General features: G+C 70.2%; 18 protein-coding genes. 6 read left to right on the top strand and 12 right to left on the bottom strand.

Translation table 11 applies throughout. The annotated features are described in order from the left end of the window. Positions 1 to 177 precede the first annotated feature (177 nt). Positions 178 to 432, top strand: coding sequence for a hypothetical protein (locus tag AC5RVZ_RS12155; RefSeq protein ID WP_494066012.1), 255 nt, complete (start codon positions 178 to 180; stop codon positions 430 to 432). Positions 433 to 461: 29 nt separating this feature from the next. Here the strand turns inward: AC5RVZ_RS12155 and AC5RVZ_RS12160 are convergent, their stop codons facing one another. From AC5RVZ_RS12160 to AC5RVZ_RS12175, 4 genes are all read right to left on the bottom strand, one after another. Next, positions 462 to 2,819 (bottom strand): ATP-binding cassette domain-containing protein, encoded by a 2,358-nt coding sequence (locus tag AC5RVZ_RS12160; protein ID WP_494066013.1) that lies wholly within the window; start codon positions 2,817 to 2,819, stop codon positions 462 to 464. 84 nt (positions 2,820 to 2,903) lie between these two features. Then, on the bottom strand, positions 2,904 to 4,835 hold the full coding sequence (locus AC5RVZ_RS12165) for a multicopper oxidase family protein (RefSeq protein ID WP_494066014.1): 1,932 nt from the start codon (positions 4,833 to 4,835) through the stop codon (positions 2,904 to 2,906). Position 4,836: 1 nt separating this feature from the next. Continuing rightward, positions 4,837 to 5,319, bottom strand: a complete 483-nt coding sequence (locus tag AC5RVZ_RS12170; protein WP_494066015.1) for a DUF6220 domain-containing protein — start codon at positions 5,317 to 5,319, stop codon at positions 4,837 to 4,839. Between the two features lie 322 nt (positions 5,320 to 5,641). Further along, entirely contained in the window at positions 5,642 to 6,214 is a 573-nt protein-coding gene (locus AC5RVZ_RS12175; RefSeq protein ID WP_494066016.1) for a DNA-3-methyladenine glycosylase I, read from the bottom strand. 108 nt (positions 6,215 to 6,322) lie between these two features. On the opposite strand from AC5RVZ_RS12175, the gene AC5RVZ_RS12180 reads away from it, so the two are divergent. Then, the gene (locus tag AC5RVZ_RS12180; protein ID WP_494066017.1) at positions 6,323 to 6,871 is read left to right on the top strand and encodes a type 1 glutamine amidotransferase domain-containing protein; all 549 of its coding nucleotides are present in this window, start codon (positions 6,323 to 6,325) and stop codon (positions 6,869 to 6,871) included. A 213-nt stretch (positions 6,872 to 7,084) separates the two neighbouring features. Next, the gene (locus tag AC5RVZ_RS12185) at positions 7,085 to 7,486 is read left to right on the top strand and encodes a glucose-6-phosphate dehydrogenase (RefSeq protein ID WP_494066018.1); all 402 of its coding nucleotides are present in this window, start codon (positions 7,085 to 7,087) and stop codon (positions 7,484 to 7,486) included. A 12-nt stretch (positions 7,487 to 7,498) separates the two neighbouring features. On the opposite strand, the gene AC5RVZ_RS12190 is transcribed toward AC5RVZ_RS12185, so the two are convergent. Next, entirely contained in the window at positions 7,499 to 9,601 is a 2,103-nt protein-coding gene (locus tag AC5RVZ_RS12190; RefSeq protein WP_494066019.1) for an acyl-CoA dehydrogenase family protein, read from the bottom strand. Between the two features lie 174 nt (positions 9,602 to 9,775). Next, entirely contained in the window at positions 9,776 to 11,101 is a 1,326-nt protein-coding gene (locus tag AC5RVZ_RS12195) for a MinD/ParA family ATP-binding protein (protein ID WP_494066020.1), read from the bottom strand. Positions 11,102 to 11,265: 164 nt separating this feature from the next. Between AC5RVZ_RS12195 and AC5RVZ_RS12200 the strand changes: the two genes are divergently transcribed. Beyond that, entirely contained in the window at positions 11,266 to 11,727 is a 462-nt protein-coding gene (locus tag AC5RVZ_RS12200; RefSeq protein WP_494066021.1) for a GNAT family N-acetyltransferase, read from the top strand. Between the two features lie 20 nt (positions 11,728 to 11,747). Here the strand turns inward: AC5RVZ_RS12200 and AC5RVZ_RS12205 are convergent, their stop codons facing one another. Beyond that, on the bottom strand, positions 11,748 to 12,782 hold the full coding sequence (locus AC5RVZ_RS12205) for an NAD(P)-dependent alcohol dehydrogenase (RefSeq protein WP_494066022.1): 1,035 nt from the start codon (positions 12,780 to 12,782) through the stop codon (positions 11,748 to 11,750). 155 nt (positions 12,783 to 12,937) lie between these two features. Here AC5RVZ_RS12205 and AC5RVZ_RS12210 point away from each other — a divergent pair, with 155 nt between their 5' ends. Beyond that, positions 12,938 to 14,209, top strand: a complete 1,272-nt coding sequence (locus tag AC5RVZ_RS12210) for a GNAT family N-acetyltransferase (protein ID WP_494066023.1) — start codon at positions 12,938 to 12,940, stop codon at positions 14,207 to 14,209. An 83-nt stretch (positions 14,210 to 14,292) separates the two neighbouring features. Here AC5RVZ_RS12210 and recQ read toward each other — a convergent pair whose 3' ends face one another. Together recQ and AC5RVZ_RS12220 are read right to left on the bottom strand one after the other, a co-directional pair. Further along, complete coding sequence (gene recQ / locus AC5RVZ_RS12215) at positions 14,293 to 16,278, bottom strand: DNA helicase RecQ (RefSeq protein WP_494066024.1); 1,986 nt, start codon at positions 16,276 to 16,278, stop codon at positions 14,293 to 14,295. A gap of 66 nt (positions 16,279 to 16,344) precedes the next feature. Beyond that, entirely contained in the window at positions 16,345 to 16,881 is a 537-nt protein-coding gene (locus AC5RVZ_RS12220) for a DUF1697 domain-containing protein (RefSeq protein ID WP_494066025.1), read from the bottom strand. A gap of 129 nt (positions 16,882 to 17,010) precedes the next feature. Between AC5RVZ_RS12220 and AC5RVZ_RS12225 the strand changes: the two genes are divergently transcribed. Then, positions 17,011 to 17,889, top strand: coding sequence for an SDR family oxidoreductase (locus tag AC5RVZ_RS12225; protein WP_494066026.1), 879 nt, complete (start codon positions 17,011 to 17,013; stop codon positions 17,887 to 17,889). A gap of 28 nt (positions 17,890 to 17,917) precedes the next feature. Here AC5RVZ_RS12225 and AC5RVZ_RS12230 read toward each other — a convergent pair whose 3' ends face one another. From AC5RVZ_RS12230 to AC5RVZ_RS12240, 3 genes are all read right to left on the bottom strand, one after another. Continuing rightward, positions 17,918 to 19,633, bottom strand: coding sequence for a glycoside hydrolase family 13 protein (locus AC5RVZ_RS12230; protein WP_494066027.1), 1,716 nt, complete (start codon positions 19,631 to 19,633; stop codon positions 17,918 to 17,920). Positions 19,634 to 19,837: 204 nt separating this feature from the next. Beyond that, a complete protein-coding gene (locus tag AC5RVZ_RS12235) occupies positions 19,838 to 22,378 on the bottom strand; it encodes a DEAD/DEAH box helicase (RefSeq protein WP_494066028.1) in 2,541 nt (846 codons plus the stop codon). A 51-nt stretch (positions 22,379 to 22,429) separates the two neighbouring features. Continuing rightward, entirely contained in the window at positions 22,430 to 23,323 is an 894-nt protein-coding gene (locus AC5RVZ_RS12240) for an arginase family protein (RefSeq protein WP_494066279.1), read from the bottom strand. Positions 23,324 to 23,425 lie beyond the last annotated feature (102 nt).

Raw genomic sequence — 23,425 nt, forward strand, 5'->3', positions numbered from 1 at the left:
ATGGTTTCTACAGGACGCGGCGCTTCTGTGCCCGGTTTTTCACCCGCCGCTTCACCCCGTCGTGTTCATCTCGCTCTGCGAGGGCGCGAATATCACACGCGCGAATCCGAAATCAACCCTCGGGACACTGTCGGTGCCTCAGTGTTTGCTTGAGTCACGCTCATCGAGGAGGCTGCGATGCTCACCATTCCTTCCGTTCCGACCGCAGACCGCCTGGAACTGGTGCGACTGCTGGGCAATGGCTGGGTCATCACCGACACCTCCTACCCGCACGACGACCCGCGCTGCCTGATCGCATACGTGGAGCGGGCCCCCGAGGGGTTCGAGGTGGTGTGGGTGCAGGCGCCGATGGGCACGGCGTACTTCGCCACCAAGCAGGACGTCATGGCGGCTGCGACCGTCCGCTGCGGCGGGATGGCGACCGCCGCCTGAGCATCCGTCCCGGCCTCGCGCGGCGCGCGTCAGGCGCCGACGTACTCGCGCAGGTGCTTCGCCGTCAGCGTGTCGGCGGTCGCGACGAGGTCGGCCGGTGTCCCTTGGAAGACGATCTCGCCGCCGTCGTGACCGGCGCCGGGGCCCAGGTCGATGATCCAGTCGGCGTGCGCCATGACGGCCTGGTGATGCTCGATCACGATGACGCTGTTCCCGGCGTCGACGAGACGGTCGAGCATGCCGAGCATGTTGGAGACATCCGCGAGATGCAGACCCGTCGTCGGCTCGTCGAGCACGTAGACGGCACCCTTCTTGGCCATCGAGATGGCGAGCTTGAGTCGCTGGCGCTCACCGCCGGACAGCGTGTTCAGCGCCTGCCCGAGCGTGATGTATCCGAGGCCGACGTCGATGAGCCGCGCGAGCGTCGCCTGCGCGGGGCCCTTGCTGAAGAACGCGGATGCCTCGTCCGCCGACATCGCGAGCACCTCGGCGATGTTCTTGCCGTCGAGCCGGTACTCCAGCACCGTGTCGCTGAAACCGCTGCCGTCGCAGACCTCGCACAGGGTCTCGACGCTCTGTGTGTAGCCCAGATTCGTGATGATGACCCCCAGGCCCTTGCAGGCAGGGCACGCGCCTTCCGAGTTGGCGCTGAACAGGCCCGGCTTCACGCCGTTCGCCTTCGCGAACGCGGACCGGATGACGTCGAGCAGACCGGTGTAGGTGGCCGGGCTGCTGCGCCGCGATCCCTTGATCGGCGACTGGTCGACCACGACGACGTCGTCGAACGCCGGCACGTTGCCGTGGATCAGCGATGACTTGCCGGACCCGGCCACACCCGTGACGACGGTCAGGATGCCGAGCGGGATGTCGACGTCGACGTTCTTGAGGTTGTGCTGACTCGCGCCGCGGATCTCGAGCGCGCTCTTCGGCGTGCGGGTCGAGGGCTTCAGCTGGGCTCGGTCGTCGAGGTGCCGACCGGTGATGGTGCCCGAGGCGCGCAGCCCCTCGACATCGCCGGTGTACTGGATCTCGCCGCCGGCGCGACCGGCGCCGGGACCGAGGTCGACGATGTGGTCGGCGATCTCGATGACCTCGGGCTTGTGCTCCACGACGAGCACGGTGTTGCCCTTGTCGCGCAGCCGCTGCAGCAGGTCGTTCATGCGCTGGATGTCGTGCGGGTGGAGGCCGGCGGTGGGCTCGTCGAAGACGTAGGTCACATCGGTCAGCGGCGAGCCGAGGTGACGGATCATCTTCGTCCGCTGCGCCTCGCCGCCTGAGAGGGTGCCGGACGCGCGGTCGAGCGACAGGTACCCGAGGCCGACCTCGACGAAGGAGGCGATCGTCTTGCGCAGCCCCGTCATGAGCGGCGCCACCTCGGGGTCGTCGACCGTGTCGAGCCAGGCCGAGAGGTCGGAGATCTGCATCGCGGCGGCATCCGCGATGCTGATCCCCCGGATCTTCGAGGAGCGGGCGCCCTCGTTCAGACGCGTGCCGCCGCACGCGGGGCAGGGCATGAACTTCACGGCGCGCTCGACGAACGCCCGGATGTGCGGCTGCAGCGAGTCCCGGTCCTTCTGCAGCATCGCCTTCGTGATTTTGGGCACCAGGCCCTCGTAGGTCATGTTGATGCCGGCGGCCTTGACCTTGACCGGCTCCTTGTGGAGGAAGTCGTGCAGCTCGGTCTCGGTGAAGTCGCGGATCTTCTTGTCGGGGTCGATGAATCCGGACTCGGTGAAGATGCGGACCATCCAGCCGTCGGCGTTGTAGCCGGGGATCGTGATCGCGCCTTCGGCGAGGGACTTGTTCCGGTCGAACAGCTCATCGAGGTCGATGTCGCTGACTTCGCCCAGGCCTTCGCAGTGCGGGCACATGCCGCCGGTGATCTCGAACGTCCGGTGTTCGGGCTTGCCCTTCTGCCCCTCGCGCTCGACGGTGATCGCCCCGCTGCCCTTGGCGGAGGGGATGTTGAACGAGAACGCCTGCGGCGAGCCCACGCGCGGCTGCCCGAGCCGGCTGAACAGGATGCGCAGCATGGCGTACGCGTCGGTCGCCGTCCCCACGGTCGACCGGGCGTTGGAGCCCATGCGCTCCTGATCGACGATGATCGCGGGGCTGATGTTCTCGAGCCCGTCCACCTCGGGCCGGTTCAGCTGCGCCATGAACTGCTGCACGAAGGTCGGGTAGGTCTCGTTGATGAGGCGCTGCGACTCGTTCGCGATCGTGGCGAACACGAGCGAGGACTTGCCCGAGCCGCTGACGCCGGTGAAGACGGTGAGCCGACGCTTCGGGATCTCGACCGAGACGTCCTTCAAGTTGTTCTCGCGCGCACCGATGACGCGGATCATGTCGTGCGAGTCGGCGATGTGGGGGACGGATGCCTCGGCCATGGGGTCCTCTCGATCGATGGCGACCCTACATTGTGGCCGCGATCGCGGACACGCCGCTTCCTCAATCGTGCTCGAAGCCTCGACTCACTCGGGGCGGTTCCCCGTCTCGCCGCCATGGTCGAACGGTGAGAAAACCCCCTCATAGGCCAGATGCGACACCATCCCCAGCGCGGCGTGCTCGAGATTGTGGCAGTGATCCATCCAGATGCCGGGGTTGTCGGCGACCAGCGCCACCCGCCACACCTGGCCGGGTCGCACGTCGAAGGAGTCCAGCCACAGCGGCGAGGCCGGTCGACGCCCGTCCACCTCGAGCACGAGCACGCGGTGCCCGTGCGGATGCATCGGGTGCACCTCGAACCCGCGGTTGACGATCGTGAGCTCGACGGTGTCGCCTTCTCGCACGACGGTGGGAGGGATCTGCGGGAACACCGCTCCGTCGATCGTGTATGCGTACGCCGGGCCACTCGAGGTGAGCCTCGGCAGACGGTCGAGCACCATCGTGCGGGACACATCGAACGGCTCCGCGGCCCATGCGGGCGGCATCCCTTCGCCGTAGGCGACCGCGTCGAACACGCCCTCGGACGGCACGGGTTCCGGTTCGGGAGCGCCCTCGTGCGGCAGGTAGACCAGGCGCGCGGTGCGCGAGCCGGTGTCGTCGATGCGTACGCCGCGGTCGGGCATGTCGAACCCGACGTCGATCCTTCCGCCGGCGGGGATCACCAGATCGCGTCGTGAGAGCGCCCCGGGCTGCTCGATGTCGGTGCCGTCGATGGCGAGCACCCGGAAGTCCGTACCGCTGACCCGGACGGTGCGCGAGATCTGATCGGTGTTCACCAGCCGCAGCCGCACGGTGCTTCCCGGGAGCACCGCCCGCACCTGCGCCTGATCGGATGCCCCGATCACGAGCCGGTGACCGAAGCTGTGAAGCAGGGCGACGGTGTCGACATCGGCCGCCTCCCCGCCCGAGGGCCGGACGACGAAGGAGCCGTAGAGTCCTCTCACGACACCCTCGGACGCGGCCTGATGGGTGTGGTACCAGTAGGTGCCCGGCTCCTGGGCGACGAACCGGTAGGTGAACGTCTCGCCGGGCGCCACCGCATCCTGGGTGACGCCGGCGACGCCGTCGTCGCCGTTGGGCACCGCATAGCCGTGCCAGTGGACGGTCACGCCCTCGTCGATGTCGACGTTGTGGAGTCGCACCTCGACGAGGTCGCCGACCGTCGCCTCGATCGGCGTTCCGCCCAGCGCGCCGAAGGTCCATGCGTCGATCTCCGTTCCGCTGGGCAGGGTGTGAGAGCCCGCGCGCGCGTGCAGGTCGACGGACACGTCGGCGGGACGGGTCGTGGTGTCCCGGAGCAGAGTCACAGCGTGCTGCGGTCCCTCTCCCGGAAGACCCTGGGCGACCAGCGCCCCCTCGCCGCCCGCGCCGTGCGCGTGCACGGCGCTGCGCAGCGGCCCCGGGTCGGACAGTCCGATCCCCACGAGGACGGCCGAGATGGCGACGACGCCGAAGAGGCCCGCGCCGACCATCGCGATGGGGCGACGCGCGGGGTGCGGCCTTCCGGCCAGCGCCGCGAGGGCCGCTCCCCCCACGGCCAGGAGCGCGAGGGCCACCGCGCTCCACGGGGAGAACGGCGCGCCCACGACGAGCGCTCCGACCAGCGCCGTGACGGATGCCGTGCATCCGGCCCACGCGGCGGCGCGCGTCGAGGAGGACTGCTCTCTCGCGCCGCCACCGGCGCGGAGGTCCCTCGCCGCGGAGGCCGCGAACCAGGCGGATGCCAGCAGCGCCAGCGGGGCCGACACCGTCACGTGCTCGGCGGCGAACCACCACGAGCGAGACCACAGCACGCTCACTGTGATCACGAACAGGAGCGTGGCGGTCACCGCGGCGGTCGCCGGCAGCATCCATCCTCTCGACCGGACGGGCCGATGCACTGTCGCGACCGCCGCCCACGCGGCAGCCGCCGCGATCGCCGAGGCGATCGCGGCGACCTGCAACGCAGTGGTGGGCATATCAGGCGGACAGGCCCGGCTCCGTGGCGCTCACGGTCTCACCGGCGCGCGCTGAGCCCGACACCTCACCCGGCGTGCGATATCCGAGCACCCATGCTCGACGCGCGATGACGCTGAGCACGAAGAGGATCGCCACGCCGTTGAGCGCGTGCAGGCTGATGATCGCCGTTGCGGCGAACGGGATCTCGCTGCTCTCCGGGCCGATGCCGAAGATCATGCCCGTGAAGATGAAGAGCAGCGTCTGCAGGATCAGCAGACCCAGCGCCAGCACGGTGAGCCAGATCGTCCGCTTGCCGGCGCGCGCGATGGCGGCCGAGATGATCAGGAGCAGGAACAGCACCGGCAGCACGATGCGCCCGTTGGTGCCGTGGATGGCGAAGAGGTTGTCCTCAGGCACGCTGAAGACTCCCAGCCCCGCGAAGTAGAACTGCAGCACGACGGCCGCGATGGCCAGCACGCTGATGACGAAGAAGACCTTGCGCATGGTGCGCTCCTCTGGCTCGGTGGACGGGTTGCGGCGACCTGTGTCGCCGATGCTCCCGAGCAGCGAGGCGGTGATATCGGATCGGTGACGAGGAATGATGCTGCGCGGGAGCGGGCTCCGGCGTGGCAGCCCTCATCGAAGAGCGCCTCGGAAGCCCCGTGATACATGACCGCGGCAACGCTGCGACGGACTGTTGGGCGAGGGTCTCCCGGCAGGATCCCGTGATTGGTTGGGAGTGTGGCACTGCGACCGCGCCGGCGCAAGGGATCAGCGCGGCAGCACGCTCAGCCGGTCTCGGCGTCGTCGTCATGGCGGCGACGCGTCATGCCGCGCGCCAGCATCCTTCCACGTGGTCGTCGACCATCCCGGCCGACTGCATCAGCGCGTACATCGTCGTCGAGCCGACGAACCGGAAGCCGCGCTTGCGCAGGGCCTTACTCATGGCGTCGGACTCGGCGGTGGTGGCCGGAACCTCGGCGAACGTCCGGGGCCGCGGCTTGGCCGGGGGCGCGAACGACCACAGCAGCTCGTCGAGCTCGCCCGGCGCCATGTCGACCACCAGCTGCGCGTTGGAGATGGTCGCGAGGATCTTCGCCCGGTTGCGGATGATCCCGGCGTCGGCCATGAGCCGCTCGATGTCGGACTCGTCGAACCGGGCGACCGCCTCCGGCTGGAACCCGGCGAACACCTCGCGGAACCGCGGGCGCTTGCGCAGGATCGTGATCCACGACAGCCCCGCCTGGAACCCCTCGAGGCTCATCTTCTCGAAGAGCGGACGATCGCCGTGCAGCGGCATCCCCCACTCCTCATCGTGGTACCGGCGGTACTCGGGATCCTCGCCGACCCAGGCGCAGCGCGCGGTGCCCTCGGGGCCGATGCGGACGTCGGTGCTCACGGCGCCAGCCTAGGACCCCGCGCCGACACGTCCGCGAGCGAGCTCGGCCGACGGCGCCGAGGTGTCAAGCCCCTGCACCCGGCGAGGGCAGCGACCTACCGTGGAGTCATGACTGATCTGAGTGGAAAGAGAATCGCGTTCCTCGCGACGAACGGATACGAAGACAGCGAACTGACCTCCCCGTGGGAGGCGGTCACCGGCGCCGGCGCCACGGCCGTGATGGTCGCTCCGGACGGCGACGCCATCGAGGGCAAGAACGGCCACAGCCAGCCGGTCGACGTGCGGGTCGCGGATGCCGACGCGGGTGAGTTCGACGCGCTCATGCTGCCGGGCGGAGTCGTCAACGCCGATCACCTGCGCATGGACGGCGATGCCGTGACGTTCGCGCGGACGTTCTTCGAGCAGCACAAGCCGGTCGGTGTGATCTGCCACGGCGGCTGGCTGCTCGTCGAGGCGGATGTCGTCAACGGCCGCACGATGACGAGCTACCCGAGCCTCAAGACCGACCTGCGCAACGCCGGGGCGGACTGGGTCGACGAAGAGGTGGTCGTCGATCAGGGCCTGGTCTCGAGCCGCACCCCCGACGACCTGCCCGCCTTCAACGCGAAGGTCGTCGAGGAGATCGCCGAGGGCACCCACAGCGGCCAGACCGCCTGACCCGCAGTCGATGTGGCGTCTCGCTCGTTCCTCGCGGCTGCTGAGCAGGCGCGGAACGCGCCGTGTCGAGGGCGCTCGACGACCGTTCCACCGGTCGTCGAGCGCCCTCCTCGTGAACCGCGAAGCGAGATGCGAGGCGGCGATTCTCGACTCGGCGAAGCGTCGCTTACGGTGGAGTGTCGGCGCTTCGCCGTCGCGGTACAGGAGGAACGCATGAGGATCGTCGCGTCATCGGACTGGCGGGACGCCATCCCCTTCGAGAACCCGGTGCTCGCCGCCGACGTCGTGCCTGGCGAGCCGACCCGCTGCTTCGTCTGCGGTACCGACTCGGAGCCGCTCCCCCGCACGGAGCTGTGGGCGTACAAGCACCGCCACCCCAAGAACCACGACGGGTACGTGCGCTTCTACTGCGCGGTGCATGTGCCGAAGGTGCAGCGCCCCGCCCCGACGATCGCTCCGACGGGACGTTCATCCGCTCGCGCGTCCGGTGAGCGCGCCGCACGCCGCCCGGCGAAGCCGGTCGTCCCGGAGAAGCAGCGCGAGGTCTGCCCGAACTGCTTCGTCGAGGTGTCGGCCACGGGCGAATGCGGCATCTGCGGCTGGTCCGCCGCCTGACGGCGGCGACGGCTACCGCTTCTTGAGCGACTTCTCCGCCACGGGAGCCTCACCCGCCGCGGCGAGCGCCGCGTAGTAGGCGCGGGCTTCGTCCTGCCGCTCGCGCTCGGCGCCGGACGCGATCGGGGCGCGGACGTGCTCAGGCTCGAAGCCGTACGCGTCGACGAGGTCCTGCACGTGCGGGCGCAGCCGCGAGCAGAGCCGGTCGATGTACCGCGAGACGGCGGCCGCCCGCTGCGTCGAGAGCCGGCCGTTGATGAGGTACCACGCCAGGTGCTTCTCGATCAGGTGCATGCCGAAGAGGTCCCGCAGCCAGATCAGGACCTGCTTCGTGCCCGCGTCTGCGATCCGGTGCACGCCGTCGGTGAACGCCTCCCACTGCAGCAGCTCGCCGTGCGCGCGCGCGGCCTCGATGAGCTCTGCCTGGTGGGCGTTGAACAGTGCCGCGGCTTCGGCGGGCGACAGCTTCGCGGCGGGACGCAGGGCGGATGCCACATCCGCGATCATCTGCTGCACGCGGCCCGCCAGCAGCTCGTGCTGCTGCTCCTGCCGGAGACCCAGCTCGACCGATCGCGCGGTGGAGCCGAGGTCGGCGACCGCCTGGCCGAGCTGACGAAGACCGGCACCGTGGAAGACCTTGCCGGCGGTCTGACCGACCGCGTAGCGGGCCAGCGTGGCGGCATCCGCTCCCTTGAACTGCTTCGCGTAGTCCGACAGCAGCCGCTTGCCGACCAGCTGCAGCAGCACGTTGTTGTCGCCTTCGAAGGTGACGTAGACATCGAGGTCCTGGTGGAGGCCGACCATGCGGTTCTCAGCCAGGAAGCCGGCGCCGCCGCAGGCCTCGCGGGCTTCCTGGATCGTCGCGAGCGCGTTCCAGGTCGAGAGGGGCTTGAGCGCGGCGGCCAGGGTCTCGAGGTCCTCCCGCTCCTCGGCGGTGTCGGTGCGACCTGAGAACACGCCGTCGAACTTCCTCAGCAGCTCGTCGTGGCTGAAGAACTGGGCGTAGTTCTGCGCCAGCAGCGGGATGAGGCGGCGCTGATGCTTGCCGTAGTCCAGCAGCACGACCTCGTCCGTGCCGCTGCCGGAGTCGAACTGGCGGCGCTGGTTCGCGTAGGTGAGGGCGATGTACAGCGCGAGGGCGGTGCCCGTCGTCGAGGCGCCGTCCAGCGACACCCGGCCCTGCACGAGTGCGCCGAGCATCGTGAAGAAGCGCCGGCCGGGGCTCGCGATCGCGGAGCTGTAGGTGCCGTCCGCGGCGACGTCGCCGTAGCGGTTGAGCAGGTTCTCGCGCGGGATGCGGACGTGGTCGAAGTGCAGGCGGCCGTTGTCGATGCCGTTCAGGCCGCCCTTGACACCGTCGTCCTCGCCGCCGACGCCCGGGAGGAAGTTGCCCTCGTCGTCGCGCAGCGGCACGAAGAAGCAGTGCACGCCATAGTTGACGCCGCCGGTGATGAGCTGCGCGAACACGGTCGCCGCTTTGCCGTGCAGCGCGGCGTTGCCGAGGTAGTCCTTCCAGGCGCCGCGGAACGGCGTGTGGATGACGAACTCCTCGGTCTCGGGGTCGTACGTGGCGGTCGTGCCGATCGCCGCGACATCCGATCCATGACCGGTCTCCGTCATGGCGAACGCGCCGGGTAGCTCGAGATCCATGACCGCCCGCAGCCACTTCTCGTGGTGCTTCTGGGTCCCGAGCTGGTGGATGGCCGAACCGAACAGACCCCACTGCACGCCGGACTTGATCTGCAGGCTGGGGTCGGCGAGGACGAGCTCCTCGAAGCCGGCGATGTTGGCGCCGTTGTCCTCGAGCCCGCCGTACTGCTTGGGGTACGCGCGACGTGAGCCGCCGTTCTCGACCAGCAGGTGCAGCTGCGACAGCACCCGCTCGCGGTGCTCGGGCATCGGCATCCCGTGGACCTGCCAGAAGGCGGGGTCCTTGATCATCGCGCGGGCCTCGCGCCGCGTGTCCGCCCACGTGCCGAGGAGCAGGTCGGTGACGGCGGCGATGTCGATGCGGGCCTCGGATGCCTCGGCCGCCGTGTGCGGCGCGGTCGGGGCACCTCCAGCCGGCGTGCGCTTGCTGGTGGCGGGCTTCTTCGTGCGGACGGCGTCGGCCATGTGCATCACCTTCCGGTGTCGCGAGTAGGAAGTCACCTTGACGGTAGGAGTTCCTACAACGCGCCAGCAAACCGGTTGGCGGATGCCCACAAACCGAGGCCGTGGCGTCGGACCGGCGGCTTGTGCGGACCTGACAGCGGGTCCGCGCGAGGCAGCTCCGCGGGGCCGGTGGAGCTACTTCAGGCCGGCGGCGACGGCGCCGGTGACCTCCATCCACGCCTCGCGGCTGCGGTCGGAGAGCGCGTCGTAGTCGATCACGTCGCCGCGGTCGAGGGCGACGTCGAACGGCACGGACACGACCTGCCGGGTCAGCTCGCCCATGTGCCGGGTCAGGCGCTTCTCGAGATCCGGGTAGCTCGTCGGCGACGGGTGACTCATGACGGTGACGGCGTTGCGCAGCTTCGCCTCGTGCCCGTGGGCGACGAGGGTGTCGGCCATCGACGCGAGCGTGCGGGCGCTGTCCTCCTTCACGATGGTCGTCAGCACGAGGACGTCGGCCGCGGCGACGGCGGACTGCCACGTGCCGGCCTTGGAGTTGTTGCCGGTGTCGACGATGATGACGCGGTACGAGCGGCTCAGCGTGTCGTGCAGCAGGCCGAACGCCTCGTCGTCGATCACCTCGCTGTCACCGTCGAGGCTCTGCGAGGCGAGGACGTCGAACTTGTTGTCCTTCTGTCCGCGGACGAAGTCGACCAGGTCGGCTGAGCTCAGCTGACCGGGGTTGGCGTGGACGTGGCGCAGCAGGTCGATCGCGGTGCGGTCGTGCGTCGGCGACGGCACCGAGCGGATGCCGAGGGTGCCCTTGTACTCGTTGTTGTCCCATGCGAGGACGCTGCCGCCCCGGACGCGGCCGAGCGTCGCTCCCAGCAGGTACGTCGTCGTCGTCTTGCCGACGCCGCCCTTCTCGCCGATCACCGCGATGGTCTTGCGGCCGGCGAAGGCGTCCTGGATGGTGTCGTGCCGGTCGCGCTTGGCCTGCTCCTTCTTGCCGGGAGCCAGGCGGAAGCCGACCTTGTTCAATCCGCCGCGAACACCCTCGGTCGCGGGCATCCGCTTCGGCGGCTTGGCGGACTCGGCGAAGTCGCGCGCCGTGAGCAGGCGCGCGTCACGGCGCGTGAGTGCGGGCTCGTCGGATGCCGCGGCAGGCGTCGGGGCGGCTTCCGCGGTCACCGCGCGCGCGGCCGCCGGGGCGGGCGCCGGCTCGGCCGTCGGCACCGCGACGATCGGGCCGGTCGTGGACTCGATCCCCTCCTCGACCGATCCGTCCGGTGCCACCACCAGCGCGCGCACGCCGTCGCTCCCGCTCGCCGCGACCCGCACGGCACGGCCATGCTGCTGTGCGACCTCGACCACGAGGGCGATGACGGCTTGACGGGCGCCGGCGGCGTCCCGCGCCTTCACGGCCGTGGTCGCGCCGTCGACGGTGACCGAGCCGGTGCCGTCGTCGTTGGTCACCACCGAGATGCGTGGCCAGTCCGGAATGAGGGCGCGGTCGCTCACATGTCTCCTCGGGAAGAGGGGGATGTCGCATGCCGGCGGTCCGACGCTCGAAGCGCACAGGAGATGCCGGCCGACATGCTCTGGTTCCACCGTATCTGCCGCGAGGCCGCTCCTCCGGCGGAGAGAGTCGTCAGCGGGCCTCGTGCGGCCGCTAGCGTGGAGCCATGACGGAGGTCGCGGTCCGACGCGCCGGCATCGGCGACGCCGATACGGTCGCCCGGATGCTGCACGACTTCAACACCGAATTCGACACGCCGTCGCCCGGAGCGGCTGTGCTCGCGGAGCGCCTGCGCGCGCTGCTGGCGGGCCCGACGACCTTCGCCCTGCTCGGCGGCGAGCCGGCCGCCGGGCTGGCCCTTGTAACCCTGCGACCGAATGTCTGGTACCCAGGTCCGGTGGCGCTGCTCGACGAGATGTACGTCGCCCCTCCTGTCCGCGGCACAGGAACCGGCACCGCGATCATCCAGCGCCTCTTGTCCGAATGCCGGGCGATGGGCGTCTCGGCGATCGAGATCAACGTCGACGAAGCGGATGCCGACGCCCAGCGCTTCTACGAGCGCCACGGTTTCCGAGGCACCGATCCCGATACCGGCGAGCGCGCCTACTACTACTCGCAGGAGCTGTAGAGCCGACCGCCGAGAGGTCGTCAGCGGGCCTCGTCCGGCAGCCCTTGCGGGTGGACGACGGCCTTGAGCGAGTCGGGCACGCGGGACGCGAGCGTGAGGGCGTCCTCGGTCTGTTCGAGACCGAATCGGTGCGTCACGAGCGAGGCGACGTCGACGCGCCCGGACGCGACGAGCGAGATGGCGGTTGGCCACGTATGGGCGTAGCGATTCACCAGCGCGATCGAGATCTCTTTGACGTTCAGTCGGGAGAGCGGGAGGGAGACATCAGCCTTCGGCATCCCGACCATCGCGGCTCGGCCGCCGTTGCGCAGCCGCCACAGACCCTGCGTCAGCACCCCCGGTGCACCGGAGCATTCGAGCAGGACGTCCGCATCCTCGTGACCGGGCCCTTCGGCGACCTCTCCGCTGTGTTCCACGTCGAAGCCGAGGTCGCTGGCCCTGCCGAGGCGGAACTCCGAGACGTCGGTGACCACGACCGACGACGCGCCCAGGGCGCGCGCCACCTGCGCCGCGAGGATGCCCACCGGACCCGCGCCCGACACTCTCACGCGCTCCCCGGGGCGCAGCTCCGCTCGTCGGCACGCCCAGATACCCACCGACAGAGGTTCGCACAGCGCCGCCTCCTCGGCGGTCATGTGCGCCGGCACGACGAAGAGGTTGCGCTCATCGAACGCGACCCGCTGCACGAGCGCACCGTCGTAGGGCGGCGTCGCGAGGAAGCGCAGGCGAGGGCACAGGTGGTAGCGCCCGGCCATGCAGTCCTCGCAGTCGCGGCAGGGCGTCCCCGGCTCGATCGCGACGAGATCCCCCACGGCGCAACGCGTCACGTCCTCGCCGGTCGCGACCACACGACCCGAGACCTCGTGTCCGAGGATGAGCGGGCCGTCGACGACCCAGTCGCCGATCCGTCCGTGCGTGAAGTACGCGGTGTCCGACCCGCAGACGCCCACCGCCTCGATCTGGACGACCGCTTCCCGAGGGCCGGGTTGCGGCTCCGGGACGTCGCGGACCTCGATCCGACCGAGTTCGGGCATCACCGCTGCGAGATTGGTCATCGTCGTCCTTCCTGGGGGACGCGGCCGTCCCGTGTGAATCGTTGCAATTTCGACGCCCGTCGATCTGATCATGTGCACGACACCGGCGGCAAGTTGCAGCGGAGCGGACCGAGGTGGTGGTGCGCTCTGTCGGCGCGGCGGTGCACACTGAGCTCGTGAGCGGCGTCGTGAGACTGGAGCGGTGGAGCGCTGATGACCTGCCACTGCTCGTCGCCGCCAACACGCCCGAAATGACGACTCACCTGGGTGGACCGGAGTCCGCGGATGACATCCGGGCACGACACGAGCGTTACCTGCGGCGCTGGCAGACCGGGGAAGCGTTCATGTACCGGATCGTCGTGGACGGCGCACCGGCCGGCGGCATCGGGTTCTGGCCGAGGGAACATGAGGGCGAGGCGGTGTGGGAAGCGGGGTGGAACGTCCTCCCCGCATGGCAGGGTCGCGGCGTCGCGCGCGATGCGCTCCGGCTTCTCCTTGCGAAAGTGGCGGTGAAGGATGAGGCGCGGCCTGTAGTGGCGTATCCGAGCGTGAACAATCCCGCGTCCAATGCGCTGTGCCGGCGCGCCGGGTTCGAGCACCGCGGCCGCGTGACGGAACTCTGGCGCGGCGCCGAGATGACGTTCAACATCTGGGTGCTCGACATGTCGCCGCTCGACCGCGCACGCTATGAGCTCCACGTCGACGAGCGCTTCGCCGGTCCGGGCCTCGATCCCGAGCGATGGTGGCCGTACTACCTGCCGCACTGGTCGTCGCGCGAGGCTGCAGCATCCCGCTGGAGTGTCGGCCATGGAGGACTCGAGCTGCGGATCGACCCCGACACCGCACCGTGGGCGCCGGAGCTCGACGGCGACCTGCGCGTCTCGCACCTGCAGTCCGGTCAGCACTCCGGACCGCTCGGCAGCGGCATCGGTCAGCACCGGTTCCGCGCCGGGCTGCGCGTGCGCGAGGAGCAGCCGGACCACCGGGGACTGCTCGTACGGCACGGCGTCATCGAGGTGAGGATGGCCGCGGTGCGGCATCCGGACGTGATGGTGGCGTTCTGGCCGATCGGCTTCGAGCAGCAGCCGGACGACTGCGGCGAGATCTGCATCGCGGAGATCTTCGGCAGCGACATCGATGAGGACGGCGGTCTGGTGGGCGTCGGCGTGAAGGCGCAGCACGATCCGCGGCTGCGTACGGACTTCCAGAAGGTCCGGGTCGACGGCGACCTCACCCAGATGCACGACTATGCGGTCGAGTGGACGCCGGACCGCCTGCGGTTCTTCATCGACGGCCGCTGGGTGAGGACGGTGGCGCAGGCGATCGGCTATCCCGTGCAGCTGATGCTCGACATCTACGAGTTCCCCCGCGGCGACGGCACCCGCGACCTCTCCGCGCTGCCGCACGTGCTGCGCGTCGAGCGGGTGCGCGCGTACCGCCCGCGCTGACGCTCTCCCTCGGGGCTCGCGTGACTCAAGGCATGCTGCCGCCACGCGAACGCGGCAGGCGCGAGGGCGGTGCGATGGCCTCCTCAGGCCGCCGCGACGACGGCGAGGACGGCTTCGCCGTAGGCCTCCCGCTTCTTCGCCCCGATGCCGCTCACCCCGTCGAGGTCGGCGAGACGCTTCGGCCGCAGCTGCGCGAGTGCCCGCAGGGTCGCATCGCCGAACACGATGTACGCCGGCACACCGAGCTCCTTCGCGACCCCCGCACGCCAGACGCGCAAGGCCTCGAACAGCGCCGCGTCGTCGTCGTCGAGCGTCTCGGTCGCGGAGTACCGGCGCACGCGCGTCGCGGGCACGCGTCCGAGCACATCCCGTCGCAGCGGCACGGGCGCCTCGCCCCGGAGCACGCCGGCGGCAGGCTCGCCGAGAGCCAGCGTTCCGTACTCCCCACGCGCCACCAGGATGCCCCGCGCCAGCAGCTGCCGGATCACGCTGCGCCAGTCCTGCTCGCTGAGATCCGCGCCCAAGCCGTACGTCGAGAGGGTGTCGTGCCCCTGCTGTCGGATGCGGTCGGTGGCCGTGCCGCGAAGGATGTCGATGAGGTGGCCGGCACCGAAAGCCTGGCCGCGCTCCCGCTGCAGACGGACGATGGTCGACAGCAGCTTCTGCGCCGGGATGAGGCCGTCCCACGTCTCGGGCGCCTCGAGGCACGTGTCGCAGTTGCCGCACGGCTTGGAGTCCTCACCGAAGTACGACAGCAGGTTCTGGCGACGGCATCCGACGGTCTCGCACAGGGCGAGCATGGCGTCGAGGTGCTGCCCGAGCCGGGTCTTGAATGCCCGGTCGCCGGGTGACTGGTCGATCATGCGGCGCTGCTGCACGACGTCGCCGAGCCCGTACGCCATCCACGCCACCGAGGGCTCGCCGTCGCGGCCCGCGCGCCCGGTCTCCTGGTAGTACCCCTCGACGGACTTCGGCAGGTCGATGTGGGCGACGAACCGCACATCGGGCTTGTCGATGCCCATGCCGAAGGCGATCGTCGCCACCATCACGACGCCGTCCTCGCGCAGGAACCGCGCCTGGTTCGCCGCGCGGGTCTCGGCCGGCAGACCCGCGTGATACGGCAGCGCGTCGATGTCCTGCCCCGACAGGAACTCCGCTGTCTGCTCGACGGACTTGCGGCTGAGGGCGTAGACGATGCCCGCCGAGCCTTCGGGCTGCGAACGGATGAAGCGCACCAGCTGCCGCCGCGGGTCGGTCTTGGTCTCGATGCGGTACTGGATGTTGGGCCGGTCGAAGCTCGACACGAAGTGCCGCGCGCGGGGCAGCCGCAGACGCTCGGTCAGCTCCCGGTGCGTCGCGGGTGTCGCGGTGGCCGTGAGGGCGAGCCGCGGCACGCCCGGGAACCGGTCGGCGAGCGCTCCGAGCGCGAGATAGTCGGGGCGGAAGTCGTGGCCCCACTGCGACACGCAGTGGGCCTCGTCGATCGCGATGACGCTCAGCCGGCCGCGGGCGAGGAAGCGCAGGGTGGTCTCGAGGTTCAGCCGCTCGGGGGCGACGTAGAGCAGGTCGAGCTCACCGGCGAGGTAGGCCCGCTCGACGGCCGCCCGCTCCTGCGGGTTCTGCGTCGAGTTCAGGTAGGCGGCGTGGACGCCGTTGGCGACGAGGGCATCGACCTGGTCGTGCATGAGCGCGATGAGCGGGCTGACCACGAGACCCGTGCCGGGACGCACGAGCGCCGGCACCTGGTAGCAGACGCTCTTGCCACCACCGGTCGGCATGAGCACGACCGCGTCGCCGCCGGCGATGACGTGGTCGACGATCGCGGCCTGCTCGCCGCGGAAGGAGTCGTACCCGTAGACGTCCTGCAGCACGCCGCGGGGGTCGGCTCCCACGAAGTCACGTCGAGGACCGGATGCCGTGAACGCCGGCGCTGCGAGCGCGTCGGGGCCTGCGGCATCCGGGGGGAACCAGCCGGAGGGTGCGTAGGGGTCGTCTTCGGGCGGAGGCGGGGCGAACTCATCGGGATCCCACGCCAGATCGGCGTACGGGTCGCCCTGCGGAACACTCACCCGTACCAGGGTAGCCGCGGCCTCGGACGCCGCCGGGGGTCTGCGCCGAAAGACCGGGATGCCCCGTCATGCCCACTTCGACGCGAGCGTTGTGATGACGCTGAGGTTCCGGTTCGTCGCGACGCCGAGGAGCCTGACCGCCCCGAGCGGGTCGACGTTCCCCGCCTCGTAGCCGGGGCGCAGCAGGGCGTGTGCGGCGCGGCCGCGGACCACCACCTCGCCGGCATCCGAGGCGAGCTGGGAGAGACGGGCGACGATCTCCGGCGACGGCTCTTCCTTGAGCAGGTAGACGTAATGCCGCGCGAGGCCGGGATGCGCGGCACTGAGCTCTGCGGCATCCCTCGCGAGGCCGGCGAACTCGTCGAGGCGGTAGACGATCGTCGGCACCTCGAACCCGCGGTCGTCGGCGAAGGCGCGCTCGAGCTGAGCCTCGATCCTCTCCCTGGACCGCATGGGCGTCGAGAAGCGGATGTTGCCGGTGTTGATGTGCGTCGCGACGTCGGTGAAGCCGGCCTGCTCGACCACCCGGCGGATGTCGTCCTTGGGGAAGACGCGGTTGCGGCCGAGGTTGATCGCCCGGAGGAACCCCACGTAGGTCGGCATGCCGCCATCCTGGTGCATCGCGTATTCTCTGAGCCATGCAATGCCTGTGACCTGCCCCGTCACCCGCAGACCGCGCGTTCGCGCGAAGACCAACGGATGCCGCCATCGCGCATCCGCGAAAGGCATCGCATGTTCTCCTCCTCCCTTCCACTGCACGGCAAGACCGCGCTCGTCACCGGCGTCTCACGGCGCCGCGGCATCGGCTTCGCGGTCGCGCGCCAGTTCGCCCAGCTCGGCGCCGACGTGTTCATCCATCACTTCCGCCCGCACGACACCCGGCTGCCGTGGGGCGGCGACGACCTCGACGCCGTGCGCGCCGAGCTGCGCGACGCTCTGTCACCCGGCGCCGCCTTCGGGGACGTCAGCGCCGACCTGCGCGACGCCGGCGCCGTCCCGGTCGTGATCGAGGCGGCCTCGGCGCTCACCGGCCGGCTGGACATCCTCGTGTGCAACCACGCCCAGAGCGGCGACGACGGCTCGCTCCTCGACATGACCGCCGACCGGCTGGACTCGTTCTGGCAGACCAACGCGCGGTCGACCATCCTCCTCACGCGCGCGTTCGCAGCGCTGCGGGCCGATACAGCGGATGCCTCGCCCGCGATGCGCCCGGGAGAGCGCCGTGCTCGCCGTGCGCCGTACCCGGAGCCGACCGGTCACGTGTTCTGGATGACGTCCGGCCAGATCGACGGGCCGATGCCCGGCGAGGTGGCGTACGCGACCAGCAAGGCGGCTCTCGCCGGTGTCACCCGCACGGTCGCCGCCGACCTGCTCGATCTCGGCATCATCCTCAACACGATCAACCCGGGTCCGGTGAACACCGGCTACCTCGATCCCGACACGACCGATCGGCCGCTCGCCGAAATCGAGGAGTGGATGCGGCGGACGCCCTTCGGCCGGTACGGCGAGCCGGCCGATCCCGCCCGCCTGATCGCGTGGCTCGCGACCGCGGAGGGGTCCTGGGTGGTGGGGCAGGTGCTCACCACGGACGGCGGCCTCAGCCTCGGCTGAGCTGTCGCCACCGCATCGCCGTCCTTGCTCACTGGACGCGGAGGACGCGGACCTCCCAGGGGCGCATCACGGGTTCGAACCGGCGATCGCCCAGGTGGTTGGCGAGGACCTGCTCGGCATCCGTCCAATCGTCGAACAGGTCCGCCGGAACGTTCACATCGCCGCTCGAGAAGTTGCCGACCACGAGCATCCCGCCGTGGTCCGGGTGCGAGCGGGTGAAGGCGAAGAGCCGCGGATGGTCGGGAAGCATCAGCGTGAAGTCGCCCCGTACGACGAGCGGGTCCTCGTGTCGCAGCGCGATCAGCGAGCGATACCAGGCGAAGACCGAACGCTCCTGGTCGCGCTGCGCTTCGGCGTTGAGCCAGGAGTGATTCGGATTGACGGCGATCCAGGGCTCACCCGTGGTGAATCCGGCGTTCGACGCGGCCGACCACTGCATCGGTGTTCGGGCGTTGTCGCGGCCGCCGACGAGGACGCCTTCGAACACCTCGGACGCCGAGGCGCCGTCGCTCGCGGCGAGCGCCTCGCGGTAGAAGTTCACGCTCTGGATGTCTCGGACCTCGGCGATGTCGGAGAACCTCATGTTCGTCATGCCGAGCTCTTCGCCCTGGTAGACGTAGGGCGTGCCCCGCTGCAGGTGCAGCAGCGTCGCGAGCGTCGTGGCCGACTCGTACCAGTGCGCGCCGTCGTCGCCGAACCGGCTGACGCTGCGCGGCTGGTCGTGGTTGTTGAAGTAGAGGCTGTTCCAGCCGACATCGGCCAGCGCACGCTGCCAGTGGTCGAACACCGTCTTCAGCTGCACGAGCTCCACCGAGCGCCGGGTGAACCGGCCCATCTCACCGTGGTCCAGCGAGACGTGCTCGAACTGGAACACCATGTCGACCTCGCCGCGACGGGGGTCTGTGAAGAGGCGCGCCTGCTCCGTCGTCACCCCGGGCATCTCGCCGACGGTGACGAGCTGGGCGTCGCGCCCCTCGAAGACCTCGCGGTGCATCTCCTGCAGGAACTCGTGGATGCGCGGGCCGTACGAGAAGTGCGGGGCGCCGTCCGACCATGGTGAGCCCGGGATCGGGTCGCCGTCGGGGAGGGCGGGGTCCTTCGAGATGAAGTTGATGACGTCCATGCGGAAGCCGTCGATCCCCCGGTCGAGCCACCAGTTCATCATCCGGTGGATCTCGGCGCGCACCTCGGGGTTCTCCCAGTTCAGGTCGGGCTGTTTCCGCGAGAACAGGTGCAGGTAGTACTGGCCGGTCGCGGCATCCCACTCCCAGGCGGGCCCGGAGAAGAACGAGCCCCAGTCGTTGGGCTCCTGGCGCTGGCCGTCCTCGTCGATGACCGGATCCCGCCACCAGTACCAGTCGCGCTTGGGACTGTCGCGGCTCGATCGCGACTCGACGAACCACGGATGCTCGTCGGAGGTGTGGTTGACGACGAGGTCCATCATCAGCCGGATGCCCCGCTCGTGAAGCGCGGCGATCAGCTCGTCGAGGTCCTCGAGGGTCCCGTACATCGGGTCGACGCGCTGGTAGTCCGAGATGTCGTAGCCGTTGTCGTCGTGCGGCGACTGGTACACCGGCGACAGCCAGACGATGTCGACGCCGAGATCGGCGAGGTGGTCGATGTGCTGCAGGATGCCGCGCAGGTCGCCCACGCCGTCGCCGTCGGAGTCCGCGAAGCTGCGCGGGTAGATCTGGTACACGACGGCCGTGTCCCACCAGGGACGCTCTTGCTCCGCTCGACTCATACGACGACGCTAGGTCGACTTCCATCTCTGGCGCGAGCGCCTTGACTTCGCCCGGCGCCCGCCGCGCCCGCCCACCTACGCCCCCGCCGCCGTGTCCCGAAGAAGCGGCCGCGCGTCCCGGAAACAGGCCTGGAACCGGCATCCCAGCCGTTTTTTCGGGACATGTTCGGGACACGGGCGCCGAGGACGGATGCTGCCCCGCGGTCAGAGCCGGACGACCTCCGTGACACGGACGACGGCGGTGCCCGCCTCCTCGGATGCCGCGAGATCGACGACCGCGCGGATGCGCCAGTCGTGATGCCCCTCGGGGTCGTCGATGATCTGCTCCACCCGCCAATGGCCCGTGCCGGCGGCATCCGATTCGTCGATGTCGACCAGGCGCGGCGAGCGCGCGGGACCGCCGGTGAGGACCTCGTCGTGCTCGTCGAAGTACGCGTCGAGCGCGGCGGGCCAGTCGACGTCCGGGTCGAGCTCGACCAGCTCATCGTCACGCTGCAACGCCGCCAGCTGCACGCGGCGGAACAGCTCGTTGCGCACCAGCACGCCGAATGCGCGCCGGTTGTTCAGGACGGACGGCGGCGCGGGAGGGACGACGGGCGCCTCGGGGTCGTCCTGGGGGTTGATCAGCGCCTCCCACTCGTCCACGAGGCTCGAGTCGACCTGACGCACGACCTCGCCGAGCCACGCGATGAGATCCAGCAGGTCCGGTGTCTGGGCGTCGGCCGGCACCGTCTGACGGATGGCGCGGTAGGCGTCGCTGAGGTACCGGAGCACGAGCCCCTCGCTGCGGGCGAGCTGGTAGAGCGAGATGAACTCCGAGAACGACAGCGCCCGCTCGAACATGTCGCGCACGACGGACTTCGGTGACAGCTCGAAGTCGCGCACCCATGGCTGGCTGGACGCGAACACCTCGTAGGCCTGTGCGAGCAGCTCCTCGAGGGGCTTGGGGTAGGTGACCTCCTCGAGCGCCTCCATGCGCTGGTCGTAGTCGAGACCCTCCTGCTTCATCGCCGCGACCGCCTCGCCGCGGGCGCGGAACTCCTGCTGCGACAGCACCGGGCGCGGGTCGTCGAGCGTCGCCTCGATGACGCTCACGACATCGAGCGCGTAGTGGCCCGTGCCGGCGGCGCCGGGCGCATCCTCGGGGTCGAGCAGCTCGATCGCCGCGAGCGCGAACGGCGACAGCGGCTGGTTGAGCGCGAAGTTGGGCTGCAGGTCGACGGTGAGCCGGATCGTCGCCGCGCCGGGGGCCGAGCGAGACGAGTCGTCACCTCGGTCGATCTCCACGACGCCGGCGGCGAGCAGGGTGCGGAAGATGGCCAGCGCCCGACGTGCCAGCTCGAACTGGCGGTGCCGCGGCTCGTGATTGTCGCGGACGAGGGCGCGCACGTTGCCGAACACGTCGCCGCCGCGGGCGATGACGTTGATGAGCATGGCGGCGGTCAGCTGCAGCTGCGGCGCGAGCGGCTCCGGCTCAGCGGCGACCAGGCGCTCGAAGGATGCCTCGCTCCAGTTCACGAACCCCTGGGGCGCCTTCTTGCGCACGACCTTCTTGATCTTCTTGGGGTCGTCGCCGGCCTTCGCGAGCGCCGCCGCGTTCTCGATCTCGTGGTCGGGCGCCATGACGACGACCGTGCCGGCGGTGTCGAAGCCGGCCCGGCCGGCGCGTCCGGCGATCTGGTGGAACTCCCGGGCCGTGAGCTGGCGCATCCGGGTGCCGTCGTACTTCGAGAGAGCGGTGATGAGGACGGTGCGGATCGGGACGTTGATGCCCACGCCGAGGGTGTCGGTTCCGCAGATGACGCGCAGGAGTCCCCGCTGCGCCAGCGTCTCGACGAGGCGGCGGTATCGGGGCAGCATCCCGGCGTGGTGCACGCCGATCCCGGCCCGCACATAACGGGAGAGGGTGCGCCCGAAGGCCGTGGTGAACCGGAACCCGCCGATCGCGTCGGCGATCTCCTCGCGCTGCTCGCGGGTGACGACGCGGATCGACGACAGCGCCTGCGCCCGCTCCATCGCCGCGGCCTGCGAGAAGTGCACGATGTACACGGGCGCCTGACCTGTCTGCAGCAGCTCTTCGACCGTCTCGTGCACCGGCGTGCGGGCATAGGAGAAGTGCAGCGGCACGGGGCGCTCGACGCCGGTGATGCGTGCGACCGGGCGCCCGGTGCGACGCTCGAGGTCCGCCGCGATGGTCGTCACGTCGCCGAGGGTCGCCGACATCAGGATGAACTGCGCACGCGGCAGAAGCAGCAGCGGCACCTGCCACGCCCAGCCGCGGTCCGGGTCGCCGTAGTAGTGGAACTCGTCCATCACGACCTGATCCGCGCCGGCATCCGCGCCGTGGCGCAGTGCGAGGTTCGCGAGGATCTCGGCGGTGCAGCAGATGATCGGCGCGTCCGGATTGACCGAGGAGTCACCGGTGACCATGCCGACGTTGGCGGCGCCGAAGATGTCCACGAGGGCGAAGAACTTCTCGCTCACGAGCGCCTTGATGGGCGCCGTGTAATAGCTGCGGCCTCCGCGGGCCAGGCACGCGGCGTGCGCGGCCACGGCGACGAGCGATTTGCCGGTCCCCGTCGGCGTGGACAGGATCACGTTCGACCCCGACACGATCTCGATGACGGCCTCGTCCTGCGCCGGGTACAGTGTCAGCCCTCGATCGGCCGCCCACTCGACGAACCCGGTGTACATCGCGTCGGCGTCCGCACCACGGGGCACGGCATCCAGGAGCGAGACGGGCATCGTCCGAGTCTGCCAGGTCGTGCCGTGGCATCCGCTCCCCGTGGGGTGGCGCTACCGCCGTGCGAGCGCGCCGGCGAGAGCCTGCACGAAGCGCGGAAGGGCGGCGGGATCGGCCTCGGCGTGGATCGGGTTGAGCTCACCGACCGAGATCGCCCGGCAGCCGGGGCTGCGCAGGAGCTCGGTCAGCGCCTCCCCGAGCTGCTCGATCGTCGGCCCCGTGTTGCGGCCGTTGACGTTCTCGGCGATCGGCGCGTCGATGAAGTCCAGCACGTCGACGTCGACGTGCACCACGAACGGACCGGCGCCGACGTCGGCCAGCACGGTGCGCGCGGCCGACGCCGGTGCGGCGGACAGCTCATCGAGCGTGACCATGGGCAGGCCGAGCTCCGCGACCTGCTGTCTCTCCCAGTCCGTCGCAGCCTCGGGGTCGACGCCGAGGAAGAAGACCCGGTCGGATGCCAGCAGGGGCCGCGGCCCGAGGGCATCGGTGAGTGCGTCGGCGGTGCCCGGCAGCGCCAGCGCGTGGCCGACGCCCATCCAGTCCAGGGCCCCCTCGTTCGTGCTCTCGGGCGTGTTGAGGTCGAAGTGCCGGTCGAGGTACACCAGGCGCGGGTCGATTCCCGCTCGTCGCAGGCCCGCGCACACGCCGAGTGCGACCAGGCAGTTCCCGCCGAGAACGAGAAGCCGCGCACCGTCGGGCGCGAGCGTGGTCACCGTCTCGGCCAGCTCCGTGGTCGATGCCACGACATCGTCGAGGTTCTGCGCGTACGGGTTCTCGCGATCGGGCGTCCATACCCGGTGCGTGAGGTCGCCGGCGTCGACCACGGTGTTGCCGGCCTGCTCGAGCGCTGCGATCAAGCCCGCCGCTCGCAGTGCGCGGGGCGCCTGCTCCTGTCCGGGCGCGTAGCTGCCCGCGCTGCTGGGGACACCTACGACGTGCAACATCGACACGTTGCGATCTTAGGGACCGGGCGCGACACCGGCACGGGTCCGGCGCTGGCGGAACACCCGCGACCCCGCCTACGTTGAGGGGAGGGACGAGAGGAT

This window comes from Arthrobacter sp. Cza30 (genome assembly GCF_059090765.1).